Origin of the sequence: Acinetobacter sp. BEC1-S18-ESBL-01, assembly GCF_014169935.1 — a bacterium.
Taxonomy (GTDB): domain Bacteria; phylum Pseudomonadota; class Gammaproteobacteria; order Pseudomonadales; family Moraxellaceae; genus Acinetobacter; species Acinetobacter pittii.
Genome location: NZ_AP022302.1, coordinates 2386309 through 2412350 on the forward strand (window position 1 = coordinate 2386309; position 26042 = coordinate 2412350).

The 26042-nt window shown below is 37.8% G+C and carries 28 protein-coding genes; 5 read left to right on the forward strand and 23 right to left on the reverse strand.

What is annotated here, in order from left to right; all coding sequences use genetic code 11:
• Positions 1-327 precede the first annotated feature (327 nt).
• The 12 genes from H7R46_RS11200 to H7R46_RS11255 form a co-directional block, all read right to left on the reverse strand.
• Positions 328-1548, reverse strand: coding sequence for a chloride channel protein (locus H7R46_RS11200; protein ID WP_002163229.1), 1221 nt, complete (start codon positions 1546-1548; stop codon positions 328-330).
• Positions 1549-1851: 303 nt separating this feature from the next.
• Positions 1852-3570, reverse strand: coding sequence for an acetyl/propionyl/methylcrotonyl-CoA carboxylase subunit alpha (locus tag H7R46_RS11205; protein WP_005070071.1), 1719 nt, complete (start codon positions 3568-3570; stop codon positions 1852-1854).
• A complete protein-coding gene (locus H7R46_RS11210; protein ID WP_005070072.1) occupies positions 3567-5153 on the reverse strand; it encodes an urea amidolyase family protein in 1587 nt (528 codons plus the stop codon). Before H7R46_RS11210 ends, H7R46_RS11205 begins: the two co-directional genes overlap by 4 nt.
• A gap of 32 nt (positions 5154-5185) precedes the next feature.
• Positions 5186-6001, reverse strand: coding sequence for a putative hydro-lyase (locus H7R46_RS11215; RefSeq protein WP_080631128.1), 816 nt, complete (start codon positions 5999-6001; stop codon positions 5186-5188).
• A gap of 2 nt (positions 6002-6003) precedes the next feature.
• Complete coding sequence (locus tag H7R46_RS11220; RefSeq protein ID WP_000496072.1) at positions 6004-6768, reverse strand: LamB/YcsF family protein; 765 nt, start codon at positions 6766-6768, stop codon at positions 6004-6006.
• Between the two features lie 34 nt (positions 6769-6802).
• A complete protein-coding gene (locus H7R46_RS11225) occupies positions 6803-8056 on the reverse strand; it encodes an NRAMP family divalent metal transporter (RefSeq protein WP_014206320.1) in 1254 nt (417 codons plus the stop codon).
• Between the two features lie 344 nt (positions 8057-8400).
• Complete coding sequence (gene mumR / locus H7R46_RS11230) at positions 8401-9312, reverse strand: LysR family transcriptional regulator MumR (protein ID WP_014206319.1); 912 nt, start codon at positions 9310-9312, stop codon at positions 8401-8403.
• Between the two features lie 91 nt (positions 9313-9403).
• A complete protein-coding gene (locus H7R46_RS11235) occupies positions 9404-9583 on the reverse strand; it encodes a zf-HC2 domain-containing protein (RefSeq protein WP_005070080.1) in 180 nt (59 codons plus the stop codon).
• Positions 9577-10197, reverse strand: coding sequence for an RNA polymerase factor sigma-70 (locus H7R46_RS11240; RefSeq protein WP_005070082.1), 621 nt, complete (start codon positions 10195-10197; stop codon positions 9577-9579). Before H7R46_RS11240 ends, H7R46_RS11235 begins: the two co-directional genes overlap by 7 nt.
• Positions 10194-10955 (reverse strand): DUF2063 domain-containing protein, encoded by a 762-nt coding sequence (locus H7R46_RS11245; RefSeq protein ID WP_005070084.1) that lies wholly within the window; start codon positions 10953-10955, stop codon positions 10194-10196. Before H7R46_RS11245 ends, H7R46_RS11240 begins: the two co-directional genes overlap by 4 nt.
• Positions 10906-11769 (reverse strand): DUF692 domain-containing protein, encoded by an 864-nt coding sequence (locus H7R46_RS11250; protein WP_005070086.1) that lies wholly within the window; start codon positions 11767-11769, stop codon positions 10906-10908. The genes H7R46_RS11245 and H7R46_RS11250 overlap by 50 nt, the downstream gene beginning before the upstream one ends.
• 69 nt (positions 11770-11838) lie before the next feature.
• Positions 11839-12147: a hypothetical protein gene (locus H7R46_RS11255; RefSeq protein ID WP_002122109.1), complete on the reverse strand. Its 309-nt coding sequence runs from the start codon at positions 12145-12147 to the stop codon at positions 11839-11841.
• A gap of 163 nt (positions 12148-12310) precedes the next feature.
• On the opposite strand from H7R46_RS11255, the gene H7R46_RS11260 reads away from it, so the two are divergent.
• Positions 12311-12916: a DoxX family protein gene (locus H7R46_RS11260; protein WP_005070090.1), complete on the forward strand. Its 606-nt coding sequence runs from the start codon at positions 12311-12313 to the stop codon at positions 12914-12916.
• A gap of 124 nt (positions 12917-13040) precedes the next feature.
• Here H7R46_RS11260 and H7R46_RS11265 read toward each other — a convergent pair whose 3' ends face one another.
• The 8 genes from H7R46_RS11265 to H7R46_RS11300 all read right to left on the reverse strand — a co-directional run bounded on the left by H7R46_RS11265 (position 13041) and on the right by H7R46_RS11300 (position 19105).
• A complete protein-coding gene (locus tag H7R46_RS11265; RefSeq protein WP_005070092.1) occupies positions 13041-13985 on the reverse strand; it encodes a DUF4424 family protein in 945 nt (314 codons plus the stop codon).
• 121 nt (positions 13986-14106) lie between these two features.
• Complete coding sequence (locus H7R46_RS11270) at positions 14107-14451, reverse strand: hypothetical protein (RefSeq protein ID WP_005070094.1); 345 nt, start codon at positions 14449-14451, stop codon at positions 14107-14109.
• A gap of 311 nt (positions 14452-14762) precedes the next feature.
• The gene (locus tag H7R46_RS11275) at positions 14763-15221 is read right to left on the reverse strand and encodes a hypothetical protein (RefSeq protein ID WP_005070095.1); all 459 of its coding nucleotides are present in this window, start codon (positions 15219-15221) and stop codon (positions 14763-14765) included.
• Between the two features lie 250 nt (positions 15222-15471).
• Positions 15472-15666, reverse strand: a complete 195-nt coding sequence (locus tag H7R46_RS11280) for a hypothetical protein (protein ID WP_005070097.1) — start codon at positions 15664-15666, stop codon at positions 15472-15474.
• A gap of 175 nt (positions 15667-15841) precedes the next feature.
• Positions 15842-16159, reverse strand: coding sequence for a hypothetical protein (locus tag H7R46_RS11285; RefSeq protein WP_005070099.1), 318 nt, complete (start codon positions 16157-16159; stop codon positions 15842-15844).
• Between the two features lie 159 nt (positions 16160-16318).
• Positions 16319-17011, reverse strand: a complete 693-nt coding sequence (locus tag H7R46_RS11290) for a hypothetical protein (protein ID WP_005070100.1) — start codon at positions 17009-17011, stop codon at positions 16319-16321.
• A 246-nt stretch (positions 17012-17257) separates the two neighbouring features.
• A complete protein-coding gene (locus tag H7R46_RS11295; protein ID WP_025469839.1) occupies positions 17258-17962 on the reverse strand; it encodes a hypothetical protein in 705 nt (234 codons plus the stop codon).
• Between the two features lie 285 nt (positions 17963-18247).
• Complete coding sequence (locus H7R46_RS11300; protein ID WP_182924260.1) at positions 18248-19105, reverse strand: SDR family oxidoreductase; 858 nt, start codon at positions 19103-19105, stop codon at positions 18248-18250.
• Between the two features lie 127 nt (positions 19106-19232).
• Here H7R46_RS11300 and H7R46_RS11305 point away from each other — a divergent pair, with 127 nt between their 5' ends.
• Positions 19233-19589: a winged helix-turn-helix transcriptional regulator gene (locus H7R46_RS11305; protein ID WP_005070106.1), complete on the forward strand. Its 357-nt coding sequence runs from the start codon at positions 19233-19235 to the stop codon at positions 19587-19589.
• 84 nt (positions 19590-19673) lie between these two features.
• Here the strand turns inward: H7R46_RS11305 and H7R46_RS11310 are convergent, their stop codons facing one another.
• Entirely contained in the window at positions 19674-20228 is a 555-nt protein-coding gene (locus H7R46_RS11310; protein WP_005070108.1) for a TetR/AcrR family transcriptional regulator, read from the reverse strand.
• A gap of 675 nt (positions 20229-20903) precedes the next feature.
• On the opposite strand from H7R46_RS11310, the gene H7R46_RS11315 reads away from it, so the two are divergent.
• Positions 20904-21662, forward strand: coding sequence for an HD domain-containing protein (locus H7R46_RS11315; RefSeq protein ID WP_005070110.1), 759 nt, complete (start codon positions 20904-20906; stop codon positions 21660-21662).
• A 136-nt stretch (positions 21663-21798) separates the two neighbouring features.
• The gene (locus H7R46_RS11320) at positions 21799-22398 is read left to right on the forward strand and encodes an NUDIX hydrolase (RefSeq protein WP_086260962.1); all 600 of its coding nucleotides are present in this window, start codon (positions 21799-21801) and stop codon (positions 22396-22398) included.
• Between the two features lie 39 nt (positions 22399-22437).
• Here the strand turns inward: H7R46_RS11320 and H7R46_RS11325 are convergent.
• Together H7R46_RS11325 and H7R46_RS11330 are read right to left on the reverse strand one after the other, a co-directional pair.
• A protein-coding gene (locus tag H7R46_RS11325; protein WP_085947548.1) for an IS3-like element ISAba21 family transposase occupies positions 22438-23603 on the reverse strand; the annotation gives its coding sequence in 2 pieces (ribosomal slippage) (positions 22438-23345 and positions 23345-23603; 1167 coding nt in all).
• Positions 23604-23774: 171 nt separating this feature from the next.
• Complete coding sequence (locus H7R46_RS11330) at positions 23775-25148, reverse strand: putative bifunctional diguanylate cyclase/phosphodiesterase (RefSeq protein ID WP_017399949.1); 1374 nt, start codon at positions 25146-25148, stop codon at positions 23775-23777.
• Positions 25149-25511: 363 nt separating this feature from the next.
• On the opposite strand from H7R46_RS11330, the gene H7R46_RS11335 reads away from it, so the two are divergent.
• Entirely contained in the window at positions 25512-26018 is a 507-nt protein-coding gene (locus H7R46_RS11335) for a sigma-70 family RNA polymerase sigma factor (RefSeq protein WP_005070118.1), read from the forward strand.
• Positions 26019-26042: the final 24 nt, after the last annotated feature.

The window sequence follows — 26042 nt, forward strand, 5'->3', positions numbered from 1 at the left end:
TTAATTTACCAAATGGATAAAAAATCAAACAAAAACTACATGAATCATTCACAATCAACAATAAATGTCATAAAAATTCATAATTGAAACATTTTGGAAATTTTTAAATATTTTTAATTTTATTAATGTATATCTATAGTTTAAATATTTAGGAAACAATAGTTGTTCATTAAAATTAATTTATATCTTCTTTTATAAAGATATAAATTCAATTCTTTCATATTTTTAGAAGTATTTCATTTACTAGGCCAATTTTTATTATTAAAAAAAGAAGATTTAATAGGAGTTAAGCAATTTGAAATCACTCAACTCCTTAGAAATGCTTAATCAATCCATCAACTTTTTACGGCGATACAACCCACAATTCCCTGAAAATAGCGCTGCCAACAAACAGGTAATAATGGCGTAAGTGGCAACATTCATTCCAAATAGCTCAACAGCTAAAATAATAGATGTTAACGGTGCCTTACTCGCCCCAGAAAATAGACTCACCAAACCTAAGCCTGCAAGCAATGAAATTGGCAGGTTTAAAACTGCTCCTAAAGCATTCCCTAACGTCGCACCTACATAAAACAACGGCGTAATTTCACCGCCTTTAAAGCCTGAACCTAAAGTGATGGCAGTAAAAACAGTCTTGTTAAAAAAGTCGTAAAACTCAATCGGCACATAAAAAGATGAAATGATTTTATCTGTACCCAAACCGTTGTATTGCTGATGCGCAGTGAACAAGGTAAGTAGCATAATGACAATACCACCCGCCATCGTTCTTAATGGCAAATAACGCACATATTTATAAAAGACGTCACTCGCAAAATGAATGGCAGCAATAAAGAAACGTGCGACTAAACCAAAGATCAGACCTGCCACAATTAAGTTCATAAGCGTGCCAAAATGAATGGCCGGAAACTCACTAATCACATAGAAAATATGCGGATGAACAATATCAAATAGCTCAGGGATGGCCGATGCAATCAGCGCCGACACAAAACATGGAAAAATAGCTGAGTATCTTAAATTACCTAAAGCAGTAATTTCCAACCCATAGATTGCACCCGCTAGAGGCAAGCCAAACACCCCTGCAAAGCCTGCACCAATACTGGCGATTAAACAGATTTTTCGGTTGTCTTCCGAGATTTTTAATATATGGCTCAAGTGGTCAATTAAGGCACCCGAAAGCTGAACCGCTGGGGCCTCACGCCCTGCCGAACCACCAAACAACTGCGTTAAAATTGAGGTGATAAAAATGATGGGGCTCATTCGTTTTGGAATGAACGACTTCGGCTGGTGAATTTCATCAATCAGTAAATGAGTTCCCCGCTCAATCGGTGATCCATATTTTTTAATGAGATAGCCAATACCAAAACCCACAAAAGGTAAAAAGTAGATCAGCCAGTGATGCAGACTTCGAACTTTGTTTGAAATATCAAAAGCCACAAAAATTAAGGTCGAAGCTAGCCCTGCTACGACTCCAATCACGATCGAGATGACGAGCCAATAGACACTGTATTTTAGAATTTGATCATATTCAGATGAAGGTAGAATTTTCATTCGCTTTCTTCAATTCGCCTTTGAGTGAGTGCCAAATTCTCAAATTGTTTTTATGCTGCCAGCTCATTAAGTGAGAAATGCTTAAACTGGGCTAAAAATTAAAGCCCGCATAAGCGAGCTTTCAATACAGTGATTAATTTTGATATCACTAAACTGTGATAAATATCTCACAATTAGGGCTGATTTTCAAGCTGAAAATGGTTAACGAGTACTGTGAAAAATAACAAACCGAGTGAATAAATAAGCATTCGATTTGACCCAATTAAACTAATGCTTAAGTGAGCCAAATCATTTATTCAAAACTTAATTAATACTCGCAATCACAGTTTCTGCATGGCAGGTCGCCCCCTTCTCTGCGCCAATCTGAATAACACCACTGCGATGTGCCAGTACCTGCACTTCCATTTTCATGGCCTCCATAATGGCAACCACTTGGCCTTCGGTGACTTGCTCACCATTTTCGACTTTCCAAGCGCTAATCACACCATTAATTGGAGCAAGTAAATGCTCGGCACTTACTTCTGGCTCGGCTGTTTGGGCTGGAGCTGCAGTTGCTGGGCCTTGTGCAAACATACCCGCAGGTAAACCTAAACGGTGTAACTTGCCATCAATTTCAATGTAGCTGAGTAGCATTGGCTGTTGATGGTTTGGAATGCCACGTTTGGTTGGCTTTAATTCTTGTTTAAAGTCATTTTCAATCCAGCGCGTGTGTACATTAAATTCATCTGTAAAGTCAGGTTCATTAAGTACCGCGCGGTGAAAATCTAAAACCGAAGCTACGCCTTCAATTTTAAATTGTTTTAAAGCACGTTTAGCGCGAGCAATTGCAACTTCGCGGGTTGGACCAGTCACAATCAGTTTTGCCATGAGTGAGTCAAAATGGCTAGACACTAATGACCCAGTGCGAACACCTGTATCTACTCGTACACCGTTACCAAACGGCGCTTCAAATAAACTCAATACACCAAAGGCTGGAATAAAACCACGTGCTGGGTCTTCAGCATTAATACGAAACTCAATGGCATGGCCTTGTGCTTTTGGTGTTTCTTTAATAGAAAGCGCTTCACCTTGTGCAACACGAATTTGTTCCACCACCAAGTCGACTTTCGACGTTTCTTCGGTCACTGGATGCTCAACTTGCAAACGAGTGTTTACTTCTAAAAATGAAAGCTTGCCGTCACGGCTCAGTAAATATTCAACTGTGCCCGCACCCACATAGTTTGCAGCCTGACAAATGTTTTTTGCCGAGCTTAAAATTTGCTGATAAATCGCATCGCTAATAAATGGCGCTGGTGCTTCTTCGACTAACTTTTGGTTACGACGTTGCAATGAACAATCACGTGTGCCCAGTACCACAATGTTGCCATGTTGGTCCGCTATCACCTGCGCTTCTACATGACGCGGTTTATCAAGATATTGCTCGACAAAACATTCACCACGACCAAAAGCAGCTTTTGCCTCTCGCACTGCCGACTCATAAAGCTCTTTCACTTCTTCGAGTTTCCACGCGACTTTTAAGCCACGCCCACCGCCACCGAATGCGGCTTTAATGGCAATTGGTAAACCATATTGTTTGGCAAACTCTAAAGCTTCATCTGCATTATTGAGTGGATCTTGCGTACCTTGAACCAAAGGCGCACCGACTGAAGCAGCAATTTTACGTGCTTCAATTTTATCGCCTAGTTTTTCAATGGCACTTGGTGATGGCCCGACCCATTTTAAGCCTGCATCAATCACGGCTTGAGCAAACTCAGCACGTTCAGATAAAAAGCCGTAACCCGGATGGACCATGGTTGCTTTCGATTTCTTTGCAACTTCGATAATGGCTGGAATATTTAGGTAAGTCTCGCTAGCAGTCGTACCCGCCAAACCCCATGCTTCATCTGCCAGTTCGACATGCATGCTGCCAATATCGTCATCTGCATATAACGCGACTGATGAAATTCCCATATCACGGCAAGCATGAATAATACGAACGGCAATTTCACCACGGTTAGCAATCAATAATTTTTCTGTATTCATCTTTCATTCTCAAAATCTGTAAATTCGGCAATTTTTTTAAATTTGATGCGGCAACCTGCCGGAATCTGTGCCACCAAATCCCAATGGTGTTTAGCAACAGAGGCAATGACCGGATATCCGCCCGTTAAAGGGTGATCATTCATAAACAAAACAGGCTGACCACTCGGTGGAATCTGCAAAGCACCAATACATGTACCTTCACTTTCCAACTCGTAGGTAATTTTGCGAGTTAAAGGCTGTGCACCTGAAAGTCTTAGCCCGACTCGGTTGCTTTCATTGGTCACGAGCCATTCTTGCTGACATAGCAGTTCAATACTGTCTTGTTCGAACCAATCGGTACGTGGGCCCATCACAATATCTAGCTCAACGACTTCGCCAGCTTGTGGCAAATCGGTTTTACCAACTTCATTTACGCTAATATTGGTTGCCTTTACTTGCCCTTGATAAATGGTATCTCCAAGTTTTAAAGGCTCTGGACCTAACACTGCCAAGCTGTCAAACGAAGCACTATTGAGCACTGGTTCAACGTCTATACCACCACGAACGGCCAGATAGTTTCTTAAGCCTGCTGTTGGTGGTTGAATTTGAAATTCATCGCCTTCATCCAAATCAATCGGTTGATAGCTTGCAAAGTCTACGGTTTGACCATCCGCAAATTTCACACGAATGTTTGAAATAGCCCCAGCCACTGCAATAACGCCCGCATGCTGCATTTTGGCTTTTAGACCGCCATTTAAAACTTCAATGACGGGTGTATCGGTTGGGTTCCCGACAATACGGTTAGCACTGTGCATGGCAGATAAATCCATTGCACCCGCTACGCCAACCCCAATATTGGTCTGGTTTAAGCGCCCTTCATCTTGAATGAGCATTTGTAAACTTGGTGCAGTGATCTTAAACAGTTGCACAGATTGTTGAGGCTTAGGTGTACGCGTAATTTGCTGCGGTACAGTCACTATCGTTGGGTTATGCGTCACATCTTCAAAATGTACTGTCATACCCGGCAACAACAATGCAGGATTTTTACGCTCTAAATCCCACATTTTTTCTGATGTAGTACCAATCAGCTGCCAGCCACCCGGACTGTCTTTTGGGTAAATACCAGAGTATTTTCCAGCCAAGCCCAAAGAACCTGACGGTATTTTTTTACGCGGAACCGTTAAACGTGGAATATCGGTAAACGGTCGGTCAGGACTGCTCATATATGCAAAGCCTGGTGCAAAACCAATAAAAGCCACATTCCACACGCTTTGGTGATGTTTTCTAATCACATCGGCAACAGATAAACCTTGCAACTCGGCAACCTGTGCAAGGTCTTCACCATCGTAACGAATCGGTACAATCACTTCTTGGCCGCTACGCTCAAATCCAGAATCAATTTTGAGACTCTGAATTGAAGCAACCAGCGTTTTAAAGTTGGTTTCGATCTCATTAAAGAAAACCAAAATTGTTTTTGCAGCGGGGACTAAGTCTTTAATTCCATTCAATTGCGTATTTTGCAATTTATTGTACAACGCCAAAGTTTCCTCTAAGCTCGCAAGCTCAATCAGAAAACAATCGGCGTTTACCGATAAAAAACGCATTTGTTTATCCTTTTAATTCTTCTTTAGTCCAATTAGCCAATCCAAGCACGGTCAGGAATGTCGGTAATAAACATGTAACCCGGCGCATGACTAATCGCAAAAGGAATTTTCGAGTTCATGACGGCAGCTTGCGGCGTTACTCCACACGCCCAAAACACTGGAATTTCACCCGCTTCAATGCGAGAAGCATCGCCAAAGTCTGGCTTATTTACATCCTTAATGCCTAAGCTTTCAGGGTGACCAATATGTACAGGCGCGCCATGTACACTCGGCATACGTGCTGTAATTTTTACTGCTTCACTAATTTGATGCGATGGAATTGGTCGCATGGAAACCACCATATTTCCTGAAATACGCCCCGCTGGTTCACACTTTATATTGCTTAGATACATCGGCACATTGGTGTCGTCATGAATGTGGCGAACTTCAATACCTGCTTCTTGCAAAGCTGTTTCAAACGAAAAACTACAGCCAATTAAGAAAGTCACCAAATCAGGATGAGCGTTATAAATCTCTCTTGCATCGGTCACTTCATCGACCATTTCGCCATCTTTCCAAACGCGATAACGAGGGAAGTCAGTTCGGATATCTGAATCTGCCGCAAGCTTAGTTGCATAGATACCTTCTTCGAGCACATCAAGCACTGGGCAGCTTTGCGGGTTACGGTGTGCATAGAGTAAAAAGTCATATGCCCACTCTTTTGGCACCGAAATCATGTTGACCTGCGTCATGCCGGCAGCCATGCCTGCTGTCGGTTTATCAAAACCTGCACGGATTTTTAAACGCGCATCTAACGCGGCTTCAAGCTGAGCTGGGTCGACTTTAATATCCTTATACATGGTGCTCATCCTTATGCTTTGTTTACAAACGGGCGGATTTCAATATTGTTTTTTACAAGCTCGGCTTTAATGGCCGCCGACATTTCTAATGCGCCGTCGGTGTCACCATGTAAACAAATGGTGTCGGCTTGAATTGGGGTAAATACGCCATCAATTGACTCAACTCCACCATTTTTGAGCATTGACACCACACGGCTCGCAACAAATGCCGAGTCGTGTAAAACCGCACCTTCTAGACGGCGGGAAACCAATGAACCATCGCTGTTATAAGCACGGTCTGCAAAAGCTTCAGACACAACTTTTAAACCAGCCGCACGTGCCTGCTCGACTAAGTTCGACCCAGCCAAAGCCACCAAAACCAGTTCAGGGTTATACATTTTAATGGCATCAATTACTGCTGCTGCCTGAGCTTGGTCATGTGCAATGGTGTTATAGAGCGCGCCATGTGGTTTAACGTATTGCACTTTTGAGCCAGCTACTTTCGCCAAACCATCAAGTGCAGAAATTTGGTAAAGCACATCGGCAATCAATTCGTCACGTGACAAATCCATATTACGGCGGCCAAAGCCTACAAGGTCTGGATAAGACACGTGAGCTCCAATGGTCACACCAAGCTCAACGGCTTTACGAACCGTTTTTAAAATGCCGAGTGGGTCGCCCGCATGAAAGCCACACGCAATATTGGCACTGGTCACGACAGGTAAAATCTGGTCATCATTACCCATTTTCCATGAGCCAAAGCTTTCACCCAAATCACTATTTAAATCTACAAACATGGCATTATTCCTTTATCACTTCACGCAGTCTGGCTTAAAGCTTGGTCAAATAGTTAAACACAGTCGTAAACGACATATAGCCCATCCACCACGTTAACAGACATGTTAATCCACCCAAAATAAGCAACCATTTCGGATAGTTATAATTACCCATCAAATCTTTACGGCACGCGGCAACATACACAAAAATTGTAAGGCCAATTGGCAACACCAATCCGTTAAAACCACCTACGAAAATGAGTAGACCTGCCGGAGTTGCACCCAATAACACATAAAGCAATAAAGCCAGTGCGATAAAGGTAATGGTCGTATAGTTGGTTTGTTTTGGTGTTAAGTTCTTTTTAAAAGCAGTAAAGAATGACACTGAAGTATATGCTGCGCCAATGGTGCTACTAATCCCGGCTGCCCAGAAAATTAAGCCGAATAATTTAAAACCGAATGTACCCGCTGCATATTGGAATGCTTGAGCTGCCGGATTGGCGTCATGGCTGGCTAAATCAATGGTTGCCCCGCTCACCACCACACCTAAAAAAGCCAAGAACAACACATAGCGCATGATGCCGACTACAACAATGCCCTTGGTCGCAGCTTTAGCAACTTCATCAATATTTTCAGGGCCAACAGCGCCTTTATCGAGTAAACGGTGTGCTCCCGCGTAACAGATATAGCCACCTACTGTACCGCCAACAATGGTGGTAATAATGGCGAAGTCGATCTGATCTGGAGCAAAGGTTTGATGTACAGCTTGCCCAACTGGAGGCATTACAATGACAGCAACGATAATAATCAGGAGGATTTTAAGCAATCCCAACACGATCATGCTTTTATCCATGGCGAGCGTTGCTTTTCTAGAGGCAAAAATCAAAATGGCTAAAGCACCACTTAAAATACCACCCCACTTTGTGTCTAGGCCAAAAAGCGCATTTAAACCTAAAGCTGCACCGGCAATGTTACCGACACTAAAGAAAAACCCGCCCAAAATCACTAGAAACGCCAGTAAATAACCACTACCCGGCAATGCTTTATTGGCAATGTCTGATGCACGCATTTGGGTAAGTGTGACCACTCGCCAAATGTTTTGTTGAACCACATAATCAATCAGAATGGAAACTAAAATGGCAAAGCCAAATGCCGCGCCTAGCTTGACTGTAAATACAGCAGTTTGGGTTAAAAATCCGGGCCCCATTGCAGAGGTCGCCATCATAAAGATCGAGGCTACAATGGCCCATTGGCGATCTGATAAAAAAGAAGATTTCAGTAAAGACATATTAATGCGTTCCTCATCCATTTGAGCTTAACAACGCTATTTTCAAGTTGAACCAAGAACACCATTTTTTGTCCCAAACGATATTCTTTAATCCTTTAAAATGACAAAGATTCCCTGTTCCCCAATCAACACAATCGGTGATCAAATCTTGTGTCTAAAATAAAAACATAGCTAATCCCTACGGACAATAAGACTTTTTACATTAAGTTAAAAATTTAAATAATTGATTTTAAATAGTTTAGTATTTATTAAAAAATCAAGATAAGCTTTACTTATTGAAGTTAATAAGCTGCTTTTATGGTTTTACATACAAAACAGCTTTTTTTAAATAATAAAAAATGAGATAAAAGACACTCAAAAACAGCTTATTTTTTAATTTGCTCATTGAGCCTTTTCATAGCACATTCAGAGACCTTAACTGCAACTTCGGTCAATTTCTCTTTTAAGGCCACATCGTTTCCTTGAATATAAATCGAGGTGAAATGGAACGTCTTTAACTGAATAGGCGTATTTAATATTTCTAGTCGCCCATCAGTAATTTCTTTTAGCGCTGTTAAGGTCGGCACCACAGCAATACCTAAACCCTGCTCGGCTAAACGTAACAGCGTTGCCAATGAATAACTGGTAATTGAAAGTGGTTCATCAATCCCTTGCTCTTTCATTCGTGCTTTCAATTCTTTATAGGGATAGGTAATTTTTGGATAAGTTAAAATGGTATGTGACATTAAAGTTTTAAAAGACATTTGAGCAACACCACCTTTAAATGAAGGTGAAGCCAAGAAACTTAGTTCAAAGTCACATAAAGCTTGTTCAATACACTCAAAAGCTAAAGTTGGCCCAAGTAAAAAAGCCATGTCTAAGTCACCTGTCCGAACACCTTCTTGTAAGTTAGGCGTGAGGTCTACCACAATTTCTACTGAAATTTTTGGGAACTCTTGCTGAACCTTTTCGATATATTCAACCAACCATGTATAAACAATAGTTTCGGAAACGCCTAAACGAATGGTGCCAGTCAGGTGTTGATTTTCAGTCAGTTCAGCCACCAGATCGGTCTCTAGTCGCATAAATTTTTCGGCGTACTTAAATAAAGTTAAGCCTTTGTGTGTTGGTTTAAGCTGCCGATAACTTCGATCTAAAACTTTAAAGCCTAATTCATTTTCAAGAGATGTGATTTTTTGAGAGACCGCAGGCTGGGTGGTTTGTAATTTAGTCGCGGCCTTATTGAAGCTCTTTAAAGTCACAACCCAATAAAATGCTTCAAGATTCTTTAAATTCACGTTTCATCCTGTCTTAAAAAACTCCTTTACTTTTATAGTATGGGAGTTGTTAGCGTGATTAGGCTAGCAATAAATAAATTTTTAAATAAAATTAGCCATCTAAATTTTTAAATGTTTTAGAAAGCTGACTAATTGTTTTGATCTGTTTTGAATAACGGCGGCATGAGCGGCACGCCAATAAATGCAGTTGTAAACCACTTTGCTCACGTAATAACAATGGTCTATCTTGCTTTTCAGACAACAGTTGAGTGGCTTGTCGACATGTCAGCATGAACAATCCTCCTTCAATAACCATTTATTTTCTAAACATTCACGTAGTCTGGTACGACTCCGATACATCAACACATTAAAGTTTGAGATAGACAATTCCAACTTGCTACAAATCTCATTAGAACTCAGCTCTATCACCTCTCTCATCATAAAAACTTGAGCATATTTGGCAGGTAAATGATTTAAACAAGCTTCAAAAATTATCCAGAAATCTGCCTGTTCCATCATTTCTTCAGGGCTTTGCCATGCTTGAGGCGCTTCATATTTGTGCCAATGTCCAGAAGCATCAAACAGTGCATCAATACTCAGTTCACTTTCCTCATCTTTAAATAATTCTGTCATTGCGACCAAACGCGATTTTTGCCGAATCACATCAATAATTTTATTTTTTAAAATGGCAAATACCCATGTTTTGAACGCAGCCCGCCCTTTAAATGAATCTAAATGTTGAAAAGCACTCGTTAATGCTTCTTGCACCACATCTTCAGCTTGAGGAAGAGAAGAAAGCTGTAAAAAAGCAAATTTTATCATTTGCTGTCTTAAGTCTTGTAAAAAGGCTGGATTATGCAACTGATCTTCTATTTCTTCATGATCTGATGCCACGGCTGAAGTCATCCCTCTACCTCTTTAAAATTATGCGAAGCTTGAATTAATCGCATTCGAGTTAACAGCGCTTTTAGTTCTTGAATTTGCAGATAAATATCATGTTCAGATAAATCAGTGAGTACAGGTTGAATGAATGTATGAATATCTTGGTCAGTTAACTCTATATTTTGAGTCAACTGTTCAATCACCATAGCAAACAAAGGCGAAAGCTGTTCAATACATACTTTGTCTTGTTCATCTCGCCAAACCATAATTGCTCCAAGCATAGGCTCGACCTGTTCTGGAGTCATTAAAGTTGTCCACGTATAAACGGGATATTGATAAACCAATACCCATACCTTCGTGGTTAACTGCCAATTACAGTTTTCCTGCAAGACTACTTTTTCAATTTCAACAGTGTCTAAATACAACTCAAGCCATTCAAACTGCAACAACTCAGCCAACCAAGGATATTCTTGCAATATCGGGTGCTGCTGATCTGTCAAATATTCTCTAAATTCCAGAGAAATATCATTATACAAAGGTGAGCGACACTGGGCTTTTTGAAAAAATTCCGAGAGTAATTGTTGCCACTTTAACTCTGGCAACATCGCACGAGCCACGGGATAAACTAAATCAATAAATGAACAGACATTATTAAAAAGCAAGTCTCGATAAATGTGCATTCGTTCGGCAGGAAGAGCTTGAGGTAATTCCAAATCAGGATCACGAATCCAGTCACAAAACTGTTGTTGCATGGTCTGAAAGGATATTTGATTTTCCTTCATAGCCACTCTCCTGTTGTTGAATTATTTTAATTTTGGCTAGCTCCTCTTCTAGCTCTCGCCATGAGGGAATATTAAAGTCGCGTTCAAGTAAAGTTGCTTTCACACCACACACTTGATAGGTATATCTCAATAGTTCCCATACGCGATCACAAACTTCTGCGCCATGCGTATCAATTAATAAATTTTTCTGAACTTGTTCATGTCCAGCAATATGTAAATAACGGATTCTCTCTTTTGGCATGTCCCGAATAAATCCAAATGCATCACTGCCATGATTAATACTGTTGACATAGACATTATTTACATCCAGAAGCAAATCACAGTCTGCATATTGAAGGACTTCACGAATAAATTCCGCCTCACTCATTTGGGCATTGGGCATTAAATAAGTAGAAACATTCTCTATGACTAATCGTCTTCCTAAAATATCTTGAACACGTAAAATACGTTCAGCGACATATTTAACAGCCGCTTCGGTCATAGGAATGGGCAACAAATCATATAGATAGCCCCCATCATTTGTATAACTTAAATGTTCAGAGTAAATCGAGACATCATATTGTTCTAAAAAGCTTTTTATTTTTCCAATAAATTCAAGATTGAGTGGATGAGGACCGCCAATAGACAATGACAGGCCGTGACAAATTAATGGGGCTTTTTCAACACACTGTGCGAGTAATTTCGCATGTCGTCCACCAAAACCTAGCCAGTTTTCAGGAGCAACTTCGATAAAATCGGGACATGTTTTTGCATCTAAAAACGAATCTATAAAATCACGCCTTAAACCCAGCCCTACGCCTGACAAATCCATCATGGTGATTTCTCCTTTTGGAAACGATGCCGGCACTTACTAGAAGGCCGACATCATCCATGATCAGATCGTTTACTTAGCGCCGCACTTACCGTCAGCGACTTTTTTATCTGCACCGCACTTGCCGTCCGCTGCTTTTTTGGTTGCTCCACATTTACCATCAGCTGCTTTTTTATCTGCACCACATTTTGCTTCGGCAGACTTTTCGTGGTTTTTCATTTTGTTAGCACCGCATTTTGCTTCACCGCATTTTCCATCTGCTGCTTTGGTTGCATGTGCTTCGGTTGTTGTATGGGTTGCTGCTACCGCCACTTGTGTAGCGCCAGCAACTGAAAGTGCTAATAATGCCGCCACTGAAGTCATTGAATTGAGCTTGTTCATGTTAGTATTCCTTTAAAGATAAATTCTCGGTTTGTACATTTGTACGTATAGTTAGACGGACCAAATCCTTTTTTATTACACCGTAAATAAAATTTTTTTTATGTAAGAAATACAGTTTTTATCCGACTAATTAATATTCAATCGCATCGGATGTGAAATTATCATGAAGAATTTTATTTATGGCTTATCTCAATATTATCAAAAACTGGGTAAAACTCTACAACATGCGGACGGCATCGCAGCTCTGGCTCTCCGGTTATATTTAGTTCCTATATTTTGGATGGCTGGCACAAATAAATTAATGCATTTCAATGACATTGTAGAATGGTTTGGCAACTCAGATGGAGGTTTAGGACTTCCCTTTCCATATTTAATGGCATTACTTGCAACAACGGCTGAATTAGCAGGTGCAATATTATTAACATTTGGCCTCTTTACTCGCTTAATTAGCATCCCACTCATGATTACCATGTTGGTTGCCATATTTACGGTCCATCTACCGAATGGATGGCAAGCCATTGCTGATCCGAATGCGCCCTTTGCAAACATGCAGGTCTTGGCCTCGGCTGAAAAGTTAGAAAAGGCTCGCGAAATATTACAAACCTACGGCAATTATGACTGGCTCACGTCTAGTGGTTCGTTTGTAATTTTAAATAATGGAATTGAGTTTGCCGCTACGTATTTGGTCATGCTACTCGCACTGCTTGTTCTTGGAGGCGGCCGTTATTTCAGTTTAGATTATTGGATTAAAAGAAACTGCTCTAATTAATCATTACGCCAACAATCCTTCTGACAGCCATATAGAGCATCTTTTTCTTATTGTGTGTCATGTTACGCTCATGACACACAATTGATAGTGAGCCAATTTGGTCAAACCAGAAGCTTGTATGAAATTATCGAACTCTCACAAAAATAATATCTAGGTCCTTTTTGGGTACAAACTTAGTCTTAGTCATTTGAAATTGAGTTGAACTAATTTTTTTAACTGGCCCATCCCAACAAAATGAAACCAGTTCGTCTTTATCGCGCTCAATGGTTAACTTAAAGTTTTCAATTGGTTTTGCCCAATTTGCGCCCGTCGTCAAAATATAACCCAAAGCACTAAACGGCGAATTTTCTGCACTGGCTTTTTTTAAGCCCTGCTTAAATTGTTTATCCATACAAAATTGCTGGTTATATTCATCTGGATAGAGAGCTACAGAGCCACCGACCAAAGGTTTGTATTCATGATGAATCTTAGTCAAACCATTGGCTTTAAAAGTCTGCTTCCAACTATAGATCACTTGAGATGACCACGGAATCACATCATCTTTTTTAAATTTGGCTAAAATTTTCTGTATTTGCGGCTTTTTACATTGTTTTAGCTTATCTACATAATACTCATAATCATAGTTAGTACGAGTCCACGGATTTAGCATCTCTTTTTCACTAAAACCGCATTGCTTAAACTCATCCTTAGCATCAATCAGGGGAGATTTTTCATCTTTTTGAATAAAAGTTCTGACATGCATCTCAGGTTTTATATTTTTACCATCCACCACAATTTTAAAACTTTTTAAAAGCTGTTCAGTGTGAGCAAAATCAGACTCAAAAAAATTATCAATGCGTGGTAACGGGAATAAGATGGTTTCCGTTACGTCTTTATTGCTTAAGTTTTTATAGAGGTAGTCGACCTTAATCAGTTTTTTACTGATGAATAGATCTTCACTTTGCATGGCAATCTGTGAGTTTTTGAGATATTGAATCCCACCTGTACCCACGTAACCCGTAGAGTCATTGGCTAGACCATAGGTAGATAGCGAAGCTAAAACAGCAAAGGTTAATGCAAACGTTTTCATTTTAAAGCGCTCTGTCATTTTCTAATTATGAAATATCGATCTGTAATAAAGCATAACTGTTTAAGCATAGAGGCAGTTAGTTTTTTAGTAATGACTTATATCGCTTTAAATCTAAAAAACTTTAATGAAAACTTAGCTTTTGTCTCGTCATCTTTTTAGGCACACTAATTTTTCCAATAAAGTTGGTTAGCCATAAAATGCATTCATCACGATGTTCAAAGTGAGGCATCAAACTAAGGTCAATTTTTATATCTCTATCTGCCAAAGGCAAACTCAAGCAATATTCAAAGTCAATCGACTTATATTTTAACTTTAGGTCTTTTTCTTGGGCCTGTTTTTTGATTTCCGCCATGATGCGGTTAAGGTTAACAATCAAATTATTTGAAATTTGATTATTCTCATAGACACGTTCATAGACGTTTTCAGCAACGTCAATGTATTTTATAAGCTCTGCATTTTCATTCATATCGTTCACTTTCTCTTTTTTTAAAGATTATGAACTGCTAAATGTTTAATTGCGTTACTTGGTACATTAGTAATGTGAAAAATGTATTTTTTACTTTACCGACAAATATAATTAAGCAATTGATATTTATTAAAAACATTTTTTATTTTCATATTTATATACATTTAAGACTTTTGTTGAAGTTAAATTTTTCTAGTTATCACAATTAAGTAATGATCAATTTTAAGTCAAAAAAAACCGCCCCAGAAGGCGGTCGCTGAATTTAAACCAGCAGATATAGAAGTAAGGTGGACGTTTACTTCTATATTCTTTTATGAAGGAGTTTTATTAGTTTTAATAAAATCCTCAGATTTAAAATAATTGATAATCATGTCTGCATGCTCTTCTTTTGGAGGAGCAACAGTGACCGGAAACGAATCTTTCGACATTTTAAAACCTGGTGGTAAAAAGTGCGAAATTGGTGGCAATTTAGGCTTTCCCCCTTCTGTGATTCGCTCAATAAGACCAGCTAACCAAAGAAGATATTCACCTTCGTTTGCAAACTTTGGCATGACACTCAAATCAATTTTAACTTTGCATTCACTTAACGGTTTCGTTAGGTTTTCTTCAAAGTCGATATAGTTGAACTTGAGCTTAAACTCAGTTCCCTTGATGGCTTTTCGGATCTGACTAATTAAACAGTTAAGGTTCTGAGTAATGTCATCAGTGAATAAGCCATCTTTTTTTATATTTTTATAAACCTTTTCGGCTACAGCTAGATACTTTGGCATTAACCTCTCTCCGTCCTATTGTTATAAAGTTCTGATCTATGAATGTCTTATGTATTTGATTATGCTTAAACGCGTGTAATTAAAGGTAACCTTATTAGACTTGTTTGTAAGTAGTTGGCGCTTTATGTAAATCGTACCAATAAAATACCGAAAAAAATTATGGTTTTGATAACTCATCCGCAAAAATGCATGGTTGAATAGAGAAAGTTTGAAACATTTATTTTCATATTATTTTTACCATTTGGTAAAATTAATATGCTTTCATTTGCTTATCTCGTCTCACTAAACCCAGAACAGCTCGACGTACTCGTATTTCTTCTTCAGAAAAAGGTAAATGCTCGATGAGCTCGCAAATTGAGAGAGAATTATTTTCGATCAAAAAGCAGTCTTGCTCTGTTGTCCAATTAGTCGTAGCCGATTCAGTTTGTTTTAAATAGCGTTTCATATTTCCTAGCAGACTTAATTACACATATTAAAAGCCTGCCTTTAGGCAAGCTTATATTTCAGATTTTGAATTGATCATTATTATAGCAGTCTATAAATGGTATGTTCAGTTAATATTGTAGTTGCCCTAACTAAACATCATAAAAAAAGCCCACTTACTGTGGGCTTCTAAATGGTTATTGTGCGGCATTTACCCCAACAATAAACTGACTACAATTAGAACCTTCAGATGCATTACCTAATTGCTTTTCAGAGAATTTAAATTTGGAAGCAACTGACTCATAATCTTTTTTAAGGCTTTGGCCTGTGAGCTCACCAAGCTCTTTCACCTGTTCTGGTTTTAAGATGCCATGTTCAACTGCTTGGTTTACCATGACACATGCTGTCGTCATCGCGTCATAACGTGCAGCAGTTTTAGAGTAACCAAGAGCACCGATTACACCACCAACAATTAAACCAATAATGACCGCTAAAGTTACGTGCATTTTATTCATTTTTTAAATACCTAAAAATCTAACCAAAAGACGAACACTTCAAAAGGATGTGCTCAAGTCCAGTTAGGATAGTCGTATTTACAGGTTTTAAAAAGTTAGATTCTGTCACATTTATTGATAGATTACGTGAAATGTGTTTAATCAATTAAAAGGAAAATATCAGACCTTCCTAATTCTCTTTCGTTTTTTGCTTGGCACTTCTAAAGGAATTGCCACCTTACCTGTATCCAACCCGCGGAAAAAATAATTAATGATATATAAGAATAACAAGCCAAAATAAAAAATCGGAAAAATACTAAAGACAGTTGTTACTATTTCCCAAAACATCACTCCGACTCTGTAATTATACCCCAATACTATAAGCCCACCTCTACGTCTGGGCCTCTGCTGAGTAATATCATCATAAATAAAGTGAAGTATTCCCATGACAAAACATAGGGCAAATAAACTTGAGACTAATGTCTTTTTGATTAAAGGTTTCTCTAACCAAGGGTATTTTTTTGAAGACTCAAATTCGGCTTTAAAAAATATTTTATAAATTTCCTCTTGATAAGATTTATTAACCCCATATTTTTTAATAAAAAAATAGCAGATAACACAACCCACAAAGAACATGACTATGGTTATATAAATGCTATAAAGAATCGTAAAAAACGGTAGTGGACCTTTCGTACCAACAGTCACATGCATAGTTTGTGTGATGTATTGATATAGCTCGTACTGCCATTCATTTTTTGGATAAGCAGGAAATACAAATAAAGGAATAATAAAAAGAATGGAACATATAGCTATATTTCCTTTGTTCTCCTTACTTTTCCGTGCAAGCGTAGAAAGAAAATTTTTAGAAGCCATATCTATATTTTACAATTTGGAATCACTTCTTTAACCTTATAAAAATCATTAAAAGCTTTTATAGTATTCATAAAAAGTCATTCATTTTATTTAATATCTTGTGAACGAACTTTACTCTATGTTTTAGATAAAATCAAAAGATGAGAGAGAAAGTTTCCTTATATGAAATATATACTTATTTTTACTTGTGCTCTTTATATTCAAAAGAGCACTTTTTAAAGGGAACTTTGAGACATTTCTAAGTTATTAATGTAAAAACGGTTTTGTTAAAAATACAAACCCGACAGAGAAAAAAGCATTATCGTGATGAGAAATTTGGTCGCCATAACTTGCATTTAATTGAACAAAGTCTTTATAAATCATGTATCGAAAACCTGTTTGGTAAAAAGCATCATTTCGATCATTGCCATATACTTCGGCAGTGAATGTTAATGGATGGGTAAGTTGTGTTTCGGTTCCAATTCCCCATGTGGTTTGATTTTTATGTGTGGTATTTTCACGTAACCAACCAAGGTTGGCATGGATTAAAAATTTATCATCCAAAGTATAAAGACTTAAAGGAACATTAACCGTCCAATCTTTCTTTGAAGAATCCTTAGTATTGATTTGAGTGCCAAAAGAAAAGCCGATTCCCCAATCATTAGTTTCTAAAGGTTTTAATAAGGTCTTGCCTTGTAGAGTTGCATAACTGACATGCTCAGTATCATCATTTACTCTCCCCATCCCTACAGCAAATTCAAAATTACCACCAAAATTACAGGCTGGTGTTGCCCAATATTCTTTGCTGTCAGAGTTATGCTGCGCCCATGTTTCTAGCTGGCAGGTTTTTGGAGAAACTAGAGCAGCATCGTCAACAACCATAGGTCGTCCACTATGGCTCGCGCTAGATAATGCGAATAAACAGAAACCAGAAATAAGTGAGCGTTTCTTTAAAGTAAATAACACTGGCATCACTCCCATAAGTCATGGAGCACATGCAAGTACTGCAACCCGTCATGAATAAATCATGGGTTAATAATAGAAATGAAAAGATGGAAATAAAAAACCTCTTCTTGCATCCACAAGAAGAGGCCTGTAGGGACTTCAGGGGATACTTAGACTATTACCGATCGACTACTGTCACTCGAGCAAGTACTCACATTGAAGCTCCTAAAAATTAGTTGGGCGGATTCTAAAATTACCGTTGTTAAATATCAAGTTAAAATTTAATGACAATCTAAGCGATAGAAAAACAGATTATTTTAAAAACTCTTTCACAGTTTCTTGCATACTTGTCGTTGGACGGCCAATGAGCTGATGCAGATCTTTGCTATCACTATATAAACCGTCTTTAGATACGCCTTCATCCGAATCTGCCAATATATGAGCAAACCCTTCTGGTACACCAACCTGCACTAAGAATGCTTTATATTCTTCTTCGGGTAAATCTTGATAAGTTACATCTTTTTGAGTGATTTCACTTGTCCATTTTGCTACATCATCAAGGGTGTAACTTGTATCACCTGCCAGCTCATAAATCTTATTTTCATGCCCGTCTTGCGTTAATACCACAGCAGCCGCTGTTGCATAGTCTAGACGTGAAGCAGAAGAAACTTTACCGTGATGAGTTGCCCCAAAAATTTTGCCGTGCTCAACTGCTTGTTTAAGACCCATTGCATAATTTTCGTTGTACCAGTTATTGCGTAATAACGTGTAGGGAATATTCGATGCTTTTAAATATTGTTCAGTTTCAACATGTTCTTGTGCAAGTAAAAGCGATGTTACATCTGCTTTTAATAAACTTGTGTAAGCAATAAATTTTACATGCGCGAGTTTTGCTGCATTAATAATATTTTGGTGTTGTACTGTGCGTTGACCAATTTCATTTGATGAAATTAATAAAAGCTTATCAATACCTTGCAGTTGCTCTGAAAGTTTTTCTACATCATTAACATAATCAAAAGGACGAACTTCTACCCCTTTTGAACTTAAATCTAAAGCTTTTTCTGGATTACGGACTAATGCCACAATATTTTTTGCTTCGGTCCGTTCAAGTAATTGAGAAATAACGAATTGACCAAGTTGACCTGTTGCACCAGTAACTGCAATACGCATGGTGATCTCCATCTGATGTAATTGAAATATTTCAATCATCGTAGTATCTTCACTTACTAAAAGTAAGTACTTACCTAAAAGTAAGTTCAGCATTAAATGTAAACTTTTGTAATGCAGGTAATGAGCAATGAAAGGTTTGGTTTTTGCAGCAAATTGTCCATCTAGAAAAATTTTGTTAACACTAACAAGCCGTTGGAGTGTTTTAATTTTAGTTGCATTACGTGATCAGCGTTTGCGCTTTAATGAATTAAAAAAATTAATTGATGGCATCAGTGAAAAAATGCTGGCACAAACCTTAAAGTTGCTCGAGCAGGATGGTTTTATCTTTCGTCAGGACTATGCCGAAGTGCCCCCTCGAGTAGATTATCAATTAACCGACTTTGGCCGAGAAGCTTCCGATAGACTTTTTGATTTAACGGATTGGCTTGAAAATAATATATCTCAGTTATTAGAACAGCAGCCTCGTTCAGACTTAGTTTTATAAGCAAATCTTTGCATATTTAAACTTGCGTCACGATTGATATATCTTCATCTAACTTTGATCAACAAACTTAGAGTACGTACTCCTTTACCCAAACCCCAGCAAAAAACACTCAAGCACTCTCTCCCGCTCGATTGCCACATCCGAGCCTATAAGCTGAATAATTGCACCTTCAATCATATATAAAAATAGCTTGGCATCCTGAAAGGTAACATCGGTTTTTTGTTTTATAAGCTGGCTATAAATTTCATTAAGTAGCCATGTGCGATATCTCACTGCTGTGATATAGGCTTTTGGATAGGTCAGTTTCGTTTCAAAAATGGCTTTAAATAAAAGGTAGTACATTCCCTCTACATCGGTGTGTAAGAAATAAAGTTTCTTAAGTTTTTCCTTCACGCTTGCGCTTTGGTCGTACCCAACAATTGAAACTACTTTTTCTTTTAAACGTTCTTTTTGTACGATTAAACAGATTTCAATAAACCGCTCTTTAGAATGAAAGAAGTTATAAAAAGTTGCTTTGGTCACTTCACACTCTTTCACAATTCGGTCGACTCCAACCGTATGGAATCCGTGATGGTGAAATAAATCAATCGATGTATTAATGACTTGAATAGCACGTGTTGAGAGAACTAAATTTGGCATAATCTTACCGTTATAAAATTATTGTTGTTTCTAAATGAGATACTTTTTTGGGAGAAAAAGGCACAGCAAAGCCCATAAGACTGTGCTTGGCACATCTCAAGTTTTATTGTTGATTAAGTTTTTAGACGAAGTAATTTAAAGCCTGAAAACCTTACGGCGATCAAACTGCTTTAAACGTTTAAGTTGTGTCGTTATAGCTTTTGGCAAAGTCTGCCAAGAAATAATGGATGTGCAAAGCCAACTCCTTTTTATTGGGAGTTCTGCCAGACATTAAAATTATGGTGGCAGAACGAAAGGGGTTAGCAGACTGGTCAAACGTGGCCAGCACACCCGAAGGTGTCCCCCTCCGTTCCGCCATAGAGGGGGCACGAGGGCTCAACACTAGAAGCACGAAACTTCTAATGTACGTTTGATACGGTCTGCTAAAACCGACTGGCAATGTAGGCCAGCAGGCGAAGAATAATATTCAGACCTCTTTCAGTCAAGCACACAAATTGATATTTGTTTTAAAATAGATCATTAAAAAGTAAGGATAAATAATTAAAATTTATTGTTAAATTGGGGTTTATAAAACGCTTATCAATCAAAGTTCTAACGAGGTCTTAAAAGATACAACTTGCAAAAAATTATCTATGATAATATTTTAGAGTTATTACTCTAAAATGAGAGCTAACCATGAAAACTAAAAGAATTGGTTCATATCACTGGATGCAAGCTACAAATGGTCAGCTCAGCTTCAAAGAGAAAGTTAAGTTAATTCAAAAAATTATGCTACCTAGTGTTAAGGCCTCTATAAAAATAAATTACTTTCGGTTCAAAACTTCTAGCGATTTTGATATCGATCAGATCGTAATACCAGATACTCAAATGGTTAAAGTCGCGCTTGATGAACTAGAGGCTAAAGCAGATATATCTATCTATAATCATTCATGGCGCACTTATTTCTGGGGTGCTGCCCTAGGTCATATACAAAAACAGCAATTTGATGATGAGTTACTTTTAATAGCCTCACTTTTTCATGATATTGGCTTAACTGAGCAACATATTCATAGTAAAGGTTGTAACTGTTTTACCTATGAGAGTGCTAAACAATTTGAGCTAAAGGCTAAAGAACATAGCTTTGATGAGAAGAAAAGTGGAGTTATTAAAGATGCTATCTGCTTACATATGAACGGTTATATAGATCACTCTGACCCAGCAGAAATTACGCTATTACAGCAAGGTGCATCATGTGATGTGATTAGTGACGGTCTATATAGACTTCCCGTCTCTTTTAGAAATGAAATTTTAGAAAAATATCCTAGAAAACAATTTAATAAAGAATTTATTGAGCTTGTTAATTTAGAAAGTAAGAATGTACCAAATTCTCGAACTAGTTTATTAAGTAGTCTTGGTTTGCCGCTCATGATTAAGTCAAATTTATTTAAAGAGTGAATTTTACGAGAGCTATTAATCGTAAAAATCCTATTAAGTCTCAGCTTGAAATTTCAGTTAACAACTGTTTAATAGTGCTTCGGCTGACTATGTCTTACTATAGCTGAAAGATATAAGCATGAAGGCCTCTGTTGCAATGAATGACTCAGTGAAGTGGTTAGAAACTTTAAATAAAATTACTGGTATTGCTCAAACAGGTTTACATTATTCAAAAGATGTTTATGACAAAGAACGTTATGAACAACTCTTAGGGCACATTGAGTATTTATTAGAATTAAAAGAAATCAAAACAGAAAATTTTATTAATAACGTGCTCCAAGATGTAGGTTATGCGACTCCGAAACTAGATGTTAGAGCAGTTGTTTTTAAAGAAAATAAATTATTATTAGCAAAAGAAATTGGAGACGGGAAATGGTCTGTTCCGGGTGGATGGGCTGACGTAGGTTACTCAGCATCGGAAAATGCTGAAAAAGAAGTTATAGAAGAGACAGGTCTACGAGTTAAGGCGATTAAGTTATTGGCTTTAACAGATAGAACTAAGCACCCACATCCTCCAATGTTTTTACATGTGTATAAGGCTTTCTTCTGGTGTGAAATTATTGATGGTGAACTAACACCAAGTATTGAAACACCCGAAGTTGGATTCTTTGGTAGAGATGAGTTACCGCCTATTTCTACAGCACGGGTAACAGAAGAACAAATACAGCAATTTTTTGATTATTTAGAGTCAGTATGATATGTGCTGAATTAGCAGGAGACTTTCACTTGGGATATGCTAGGCAGCTAACCGATAAAAGTTCTCTGCTATTTGATTTGGCGTTTTAAAATCCAAACTCTTTTGAATTCTTCGCTGATTATAAAATAACACAATGTATTCTGTAATATCTGCTTTAGCTTCATCTCTGGTTTTATAGTTGCAATGATGCACTAATTCATTCTTGAGTATGCCCCAGAAACTTTCAATCGGTGCATTATCGTAACAGTCCCCACGTTTGCTCATTGAACCTTGAAAATCACATTTTTCCAGTATCTTTCGATATTCATGGCTGCAATATTGGCTGCCTCTGTCCGAATGAATAATTAAGCCTTTCGTTGGTTTTTGATTACGAATCGCCATAGTCAGTGCATTGCAAACAAGTTGTGCGGTCATACGCTCATTTAAGCTATAGCCAACCACTTGTTTCGTGTACAGGTCTTTTACTGCTGCCAAGTATAACCAACCTTCAGCAGTCCAAATGTATGTAATATCGCTTGACCATGCAAGATTGGGCTTAGTCATTGAAAACTGTTGCTCTAGTAAATTTGCGTAGATCGCTCGATTATGATCACTCTTCGTAGTTCTTTTGAAACGCTTATGACGCTTACAATACAGCTGGTTGAGCTTTTTTATTTGACGTACAGCATACGTACTGATTTTGATACCTTGCGCTTGTAAATGCTTAGTTAATCGAATATAGCCATAGCTTTGTTTAGTTTCCTCATGAGCTATTTTGACCAAAATTGTCTGTTGATTTCGCTGAACCAATCTTTTATTCATGCCTCGTTTTAGCCAATCATAAAATCGTGACACTGAAACGTGAAGTAATCTAGCCATAAAGCTAATCGGGAATAAATATCTTTGCTGTTTCATATAGGCGTACCTTACTGACTTTCTTTCGCAAAGTACGCTGCTGCCTTTTTTAGAAATTCACGTTCCATTTCAGCTGTTTTGAGCTGTTGTTTGAGCTTTTTATTTTCTTCGAGTAAGGCATTTAGATCAGGTGAATATTGTTTAGTGCCTGCTAAGGTGCCAGTCTTTGCTTTATTATTCCAATTTGAAAGAGTTTGCATTGAAATGCCAAGTTGTCTGGCTGTTTCCGATACATTGCCTTGATTGGCTTCAATCAATTTTATTGCTTCAACTTTAAATTCTGCGGTGTAAGTCTTCTGTTTCTTGCTCATGGTAAACTCCTGATGAGTGTCTATAGTTTACCAAGTTAAAACCTCCTGTTTTCTCAGCACACATCAGTACCAGAAACTACTAAGTTTGATTAGTTAAAAAAATCAATGTAAGGCAGATCTCTTATATTTAGAGTTCTGCTGTTAAATGAAGATTTTTAATTATCCTTTTGCCTATTTTTTGAAATGGGCTATCTGTTTTACGAAGTCATTTAACGGCATCGGACAGCCCCACAAATATCCTTGAAACTCAGTACATCCATTATTTTTAAAAACACTAAATTGTTCAGTCGTTTCGATGCCTTCAACTAACACGCGAAGGTTCAAATCCAGACCAATTTTAATAATGCCAGTGACGAGTTTATTACTGCGTTTATCATCCAATGCCGACTGTACAAAGCTACGATCAATTTTGATTTGGCTGATGGGCATTTTTTGTAAATAGCTTAAAGATGAATAACCAGTACCAAAATCATCAAGAGAAAGCTGAACTCCTTGTTTAGATAAGAACTGCATTTTTTCGATCATGCTTACACAATTCGTTAAAGCAATATTTTCAGTAATTTCTAGTGTGAGCCGAGATGGATTGACCTCATATTTCTGAATCAGCCCAATCACAGTTTGTTCAAAGTTTGGTTGCATGAAGTGATCAGGACTAATATTGATTGAAAGTGTAAGATCTTTAGTCTCGGCTTTTTTACTCCAATCTTGTAAAACTTTACAGGCTTGAGCCAATACCCATTCCCCAATCTCTGGCATTAACCCAAAAGTTTCGGCTGCTGGAATAAAATCTTTTGTGGGAATATATCCTGAAACAGGATGATGCCATCTTAATAAAGCTTCCGCGCCAATTCGCGTTTCAGAAGCATTAATTTGCGGTTGATAAAAAAGCTCAAACTGTTCTTTAATAAGCGCTAAGCGTAAGTCTTGCACCATAGTGCTTTCGGTTTGTATCTCTAATTGCATGGTGTAAATTGAAATACAGATCATGAGCGTAGCGACACAAGTTGCAATCCATCCCCCATGATCACGAATATCTTCCGGTAAAGGTATGGCGCTCTCCAGATTAAAAGAGCTGCCACTAAAAAATATAAAGCATCCAATCGACAAAAGAATTAAAGCAGCTTGTAAAAAGCTTGGATTTCTACGGTAATTCAAATATCCCAATATCGCCCCAGCGGGTAAAAACAATTGAGCCACTTGCGGACGGTCACTTGTAGCGACATCAAAAAATAAGCAAAAAATGACTGGAAAAACAAGCAGAACGACTTGAGATAAAAGAATACCCGCTGAAATGCGGTTTATATAAATAAGAAAAAGGCTAAATATAGAGATCAGTGTAAAAATGATATCCATACCCACAATTAACCACATTTTTGCAAATATAAAATATGTGGTCCAAAACAAACAAAAAATAATACAAATGAAGATATTTGCTTTTGCGGCGATTGTAAGCTGCTGGTCCTTTACGGTACGGTAATTTTTTTTGCGTTTTTTAAAGTAAGACGAAGCTATCATAAATAAATCAACCGTAAAATATTTCTTCATAAACCCCAAGCTTGAACAGTGATATACCCTGTCAATTTTCACCAATAAAACCTAATGTTTTATTTATTTTTATATGACTCATCTTGAGGTGGGTGTTGTTTTAATTGTGGTGGCACAGTCCGGTTGTTTAATTGAATAATTTTGTTTTTCAATCACCTTATTATTTTAAAGTATTATCCCCTAACGATACATGTGTCTGCGACTAAGGTACAGGCTCTAAATAGCGAAAAATTAGAACATTATTGTTTCTAGAATATATTGCCCCAATGATTGATATTAATAATAATTATCATTACTATTTAAGAATAATTTAAATGTGTGTTTAATTGCGCTACTCAGTGCCAATTTGTGGACTTCACTGCTATGAACCTCGATGTAGACAAACAGGTATGGTTTAGCCAAATTTACCGTTCTCAGCAAACTACGCTTTTATCATGGTTTAAACACAAACTTCAGCACCATCATCAATCTGAAGACCTAAGCCAGGAAGTGTTTTATCGTGCTTTAAAAAGTGAATATTGTTTTCAAAAAATTAAGGAACCACAGGCATGGCTTATGGGGATCGCCAAGCATGTCATGATTGACTATTGGCGCCGTCAGCATATTGAAAACATCTACCTAGATGCCCTAAAGCAACTTCCAGAAGAATATTATCCCTCTGCTGAACATGAAGTTTATATTCAAGAAACCTTATATCAGGTTCATTTAATATTAGAAAAACTGCCTACCCGCACAGCTCAGGTCTTTTTAATGTCTCAACTAGATGGCATGACTTATCGAGAAATTAGTGAAAAAATGAATATTTCTGAAGCCACTGTGAAAAGAGATATGAAACAAGCTTTTTTAGCTTGTATAGACCTTTATAATTAACCCTGTTAGCTGCGCTTAATTTGT

Coding starts and splice junctions, on each gene's coding strand:
- H7R46_RS11200 (WP_002163229.1), bottom strand. CDS start 1,548: ATGAAAATTCTACCTTCATCTGAATATGATCAAATTCTAAAATACAGT.
- H7R46_RS11205 (WP_005070071.1), bottom strand. CDS start 3,570: ATGAATACAGAAAAATTATTGATTGCTAACCGTGGTGAAATTGCCGTT.
- H7R46_RS11210 (WP_005070072.1), bottom strand. CDS start 5,153: ATGCGTTTTTTATCGGTAAACGCCGATTGTTTTCTGATTGAGCTTGCG.
- H7R46_RS11215 (WP_080631128.1), bottom strand. CDS start 6,001: ATGAGCACCATGTATAAGGATATTAAAGTCGACCCAGCTCAGCTTGAA.
- H7R46_RS11220 (WP_000496072.1), bottom strand. CDS start 6,768: ATGTTTGTAGATTTAAATAGTGATTTGGGTGAAAGCTTTGGCTCATGG.
- H7R46_RS11225 (WP_014206320.1), bottom strand. CDS start 8,056: ATGGATGAGGAACGCATTAATATGTCTTTACTGAAATCTTCTTTTTTA.
- H7R46_RS11235 (WP_005070080.1), bottom strand. CDS start 9,583: ATGCTGACATGTCGACAAGCCACTCAACTGTTGTCTGAAAAGCAAGAT.
- H7R46_RS11240 (WP_005070082.1), bottom strand. CDS start 10,197: ATGACTTCAGCCGTGGCATCAGATCATGAAGAAATAGAAGATCAGTTG.
- H7R46_RS11245 (WP_005070084.1), bottom strand. CDS start 10,955: ATGAAGGAAAATCAAATATCCTTTCAGACCATGCAACAACAGTTTTGT.
- H7R46_RS11250 (WP_005070086.1), bottom strand. CDS start 11,769: ATGATGGATTTGTCAGGCGTAGGGCTGGGTTTAAGGCGTGATTTTATA.
- H7R46_RS11255 (WP_002122109.1), bottom strand. CDS start 12,147: ATGAACAAGCTCAATTCAATGACTTCAGTGGCGGCATTATTAGCACTT.
- H7R46_RS11260 (WP_005070090.1), top strand. CDS start 12,311: ATGAAGAATTTTATTTATGGCTTATCTCAATATTATCAAAAACTGGGT.
- H7R46_RS11265 (WP_005070092.1), bottom strand. CDS start 13,985: ATGAAAACGTTTGCATTAACCTTTGCTGTTTTAGCTTCGCTATCTACC.
- H7R46_RS11270 (WP_005070094.1), bottom strand. CDS start 14,451: ATGAATGAAAATGCAGAGCTTATAAAATACATTGACGTTGCTGAAAAC.
- H7R46_RS11275 (WP_005070095.1), bottom strand. CDS start 15,221: ATGCCAAAGTATCTAGCTGTAGCCGAAAAGGTTTATAAAAATATAAAA.
- H7R46_RS11280 (WP_005070097.1), bottom strand. CDS start 15,666: ATGAAACGCTATTTAAAACAAACTGAATCGGCTACGACTAATTGGACA.
- H7R46_RS11285 (WP_005070099.1), bottom strand. CDS start 16,159: ATGAATAAAATGCACGTAACTTTAGCGGTCATTATTGGTTTAATTGTT.
- H7R46_RS11290 (WP_005070100.1), bottom strand. CDS start 17,011: ATGGCTTCTAAAAATTTTCTTTCTACGCTTGCACGGAAAAGTAAGGAG.
- H7R46_RS11295 (WP_025469839.1), bottom strand. CDS start 17,962: ATGCCAGTGTTATTTACTTTAAAGAAACGCTCACTTATTTCTGGTTTC.
- H7R46_RS11300 (WP_182924260.1), bottom strand. CDS start 19,105: ATGCGTATTGCAGTTACTGGTGCAACAGGTCAACTTGGTCAATTCGTT.
- H7R46_RS11305 (WP_005070106.1), top strand. CDS start 19,233: ATGAAAGGTTTGGTTTTTGCAGCAAATTGTCCATCTAGAAAAATTTTG.
- H7R46_RS11310 (WP_005070108.1), bottom strand. CDS start 20,228: ATGCCAAATTTAGTTCTCTCAACACGTGCTATTCAAGTCATTAATACA.
- H7R46_RS11315 (WP_005070110.1), top strand. CDS start 20,904: ATGAAAACTAAAAGAATTGGTTCATATCACTGGATGCAAGCTACAAAT.
- H7R46_RS11320 (WP_086260962.1), top strand. CDS start 21,799: ATGAATGACTCAGTGAAGTGGTTAGAAACTTTAAATAAAATTACTGGT.
- H7R46_RS11330 (WP_017399949.1), bottom strand. CDS start 25,148: ATGAAGAAATATTTTACGGTTGATTTATTTATGATAGCTTCGTCTTAC.
- H7R46_RS11335 (WP_005070118.1), top strand. CDS start 25,512: ATGAACCTCGATGTAGACAAACAGGTATGGTTTAGCCAAATTTACCGT.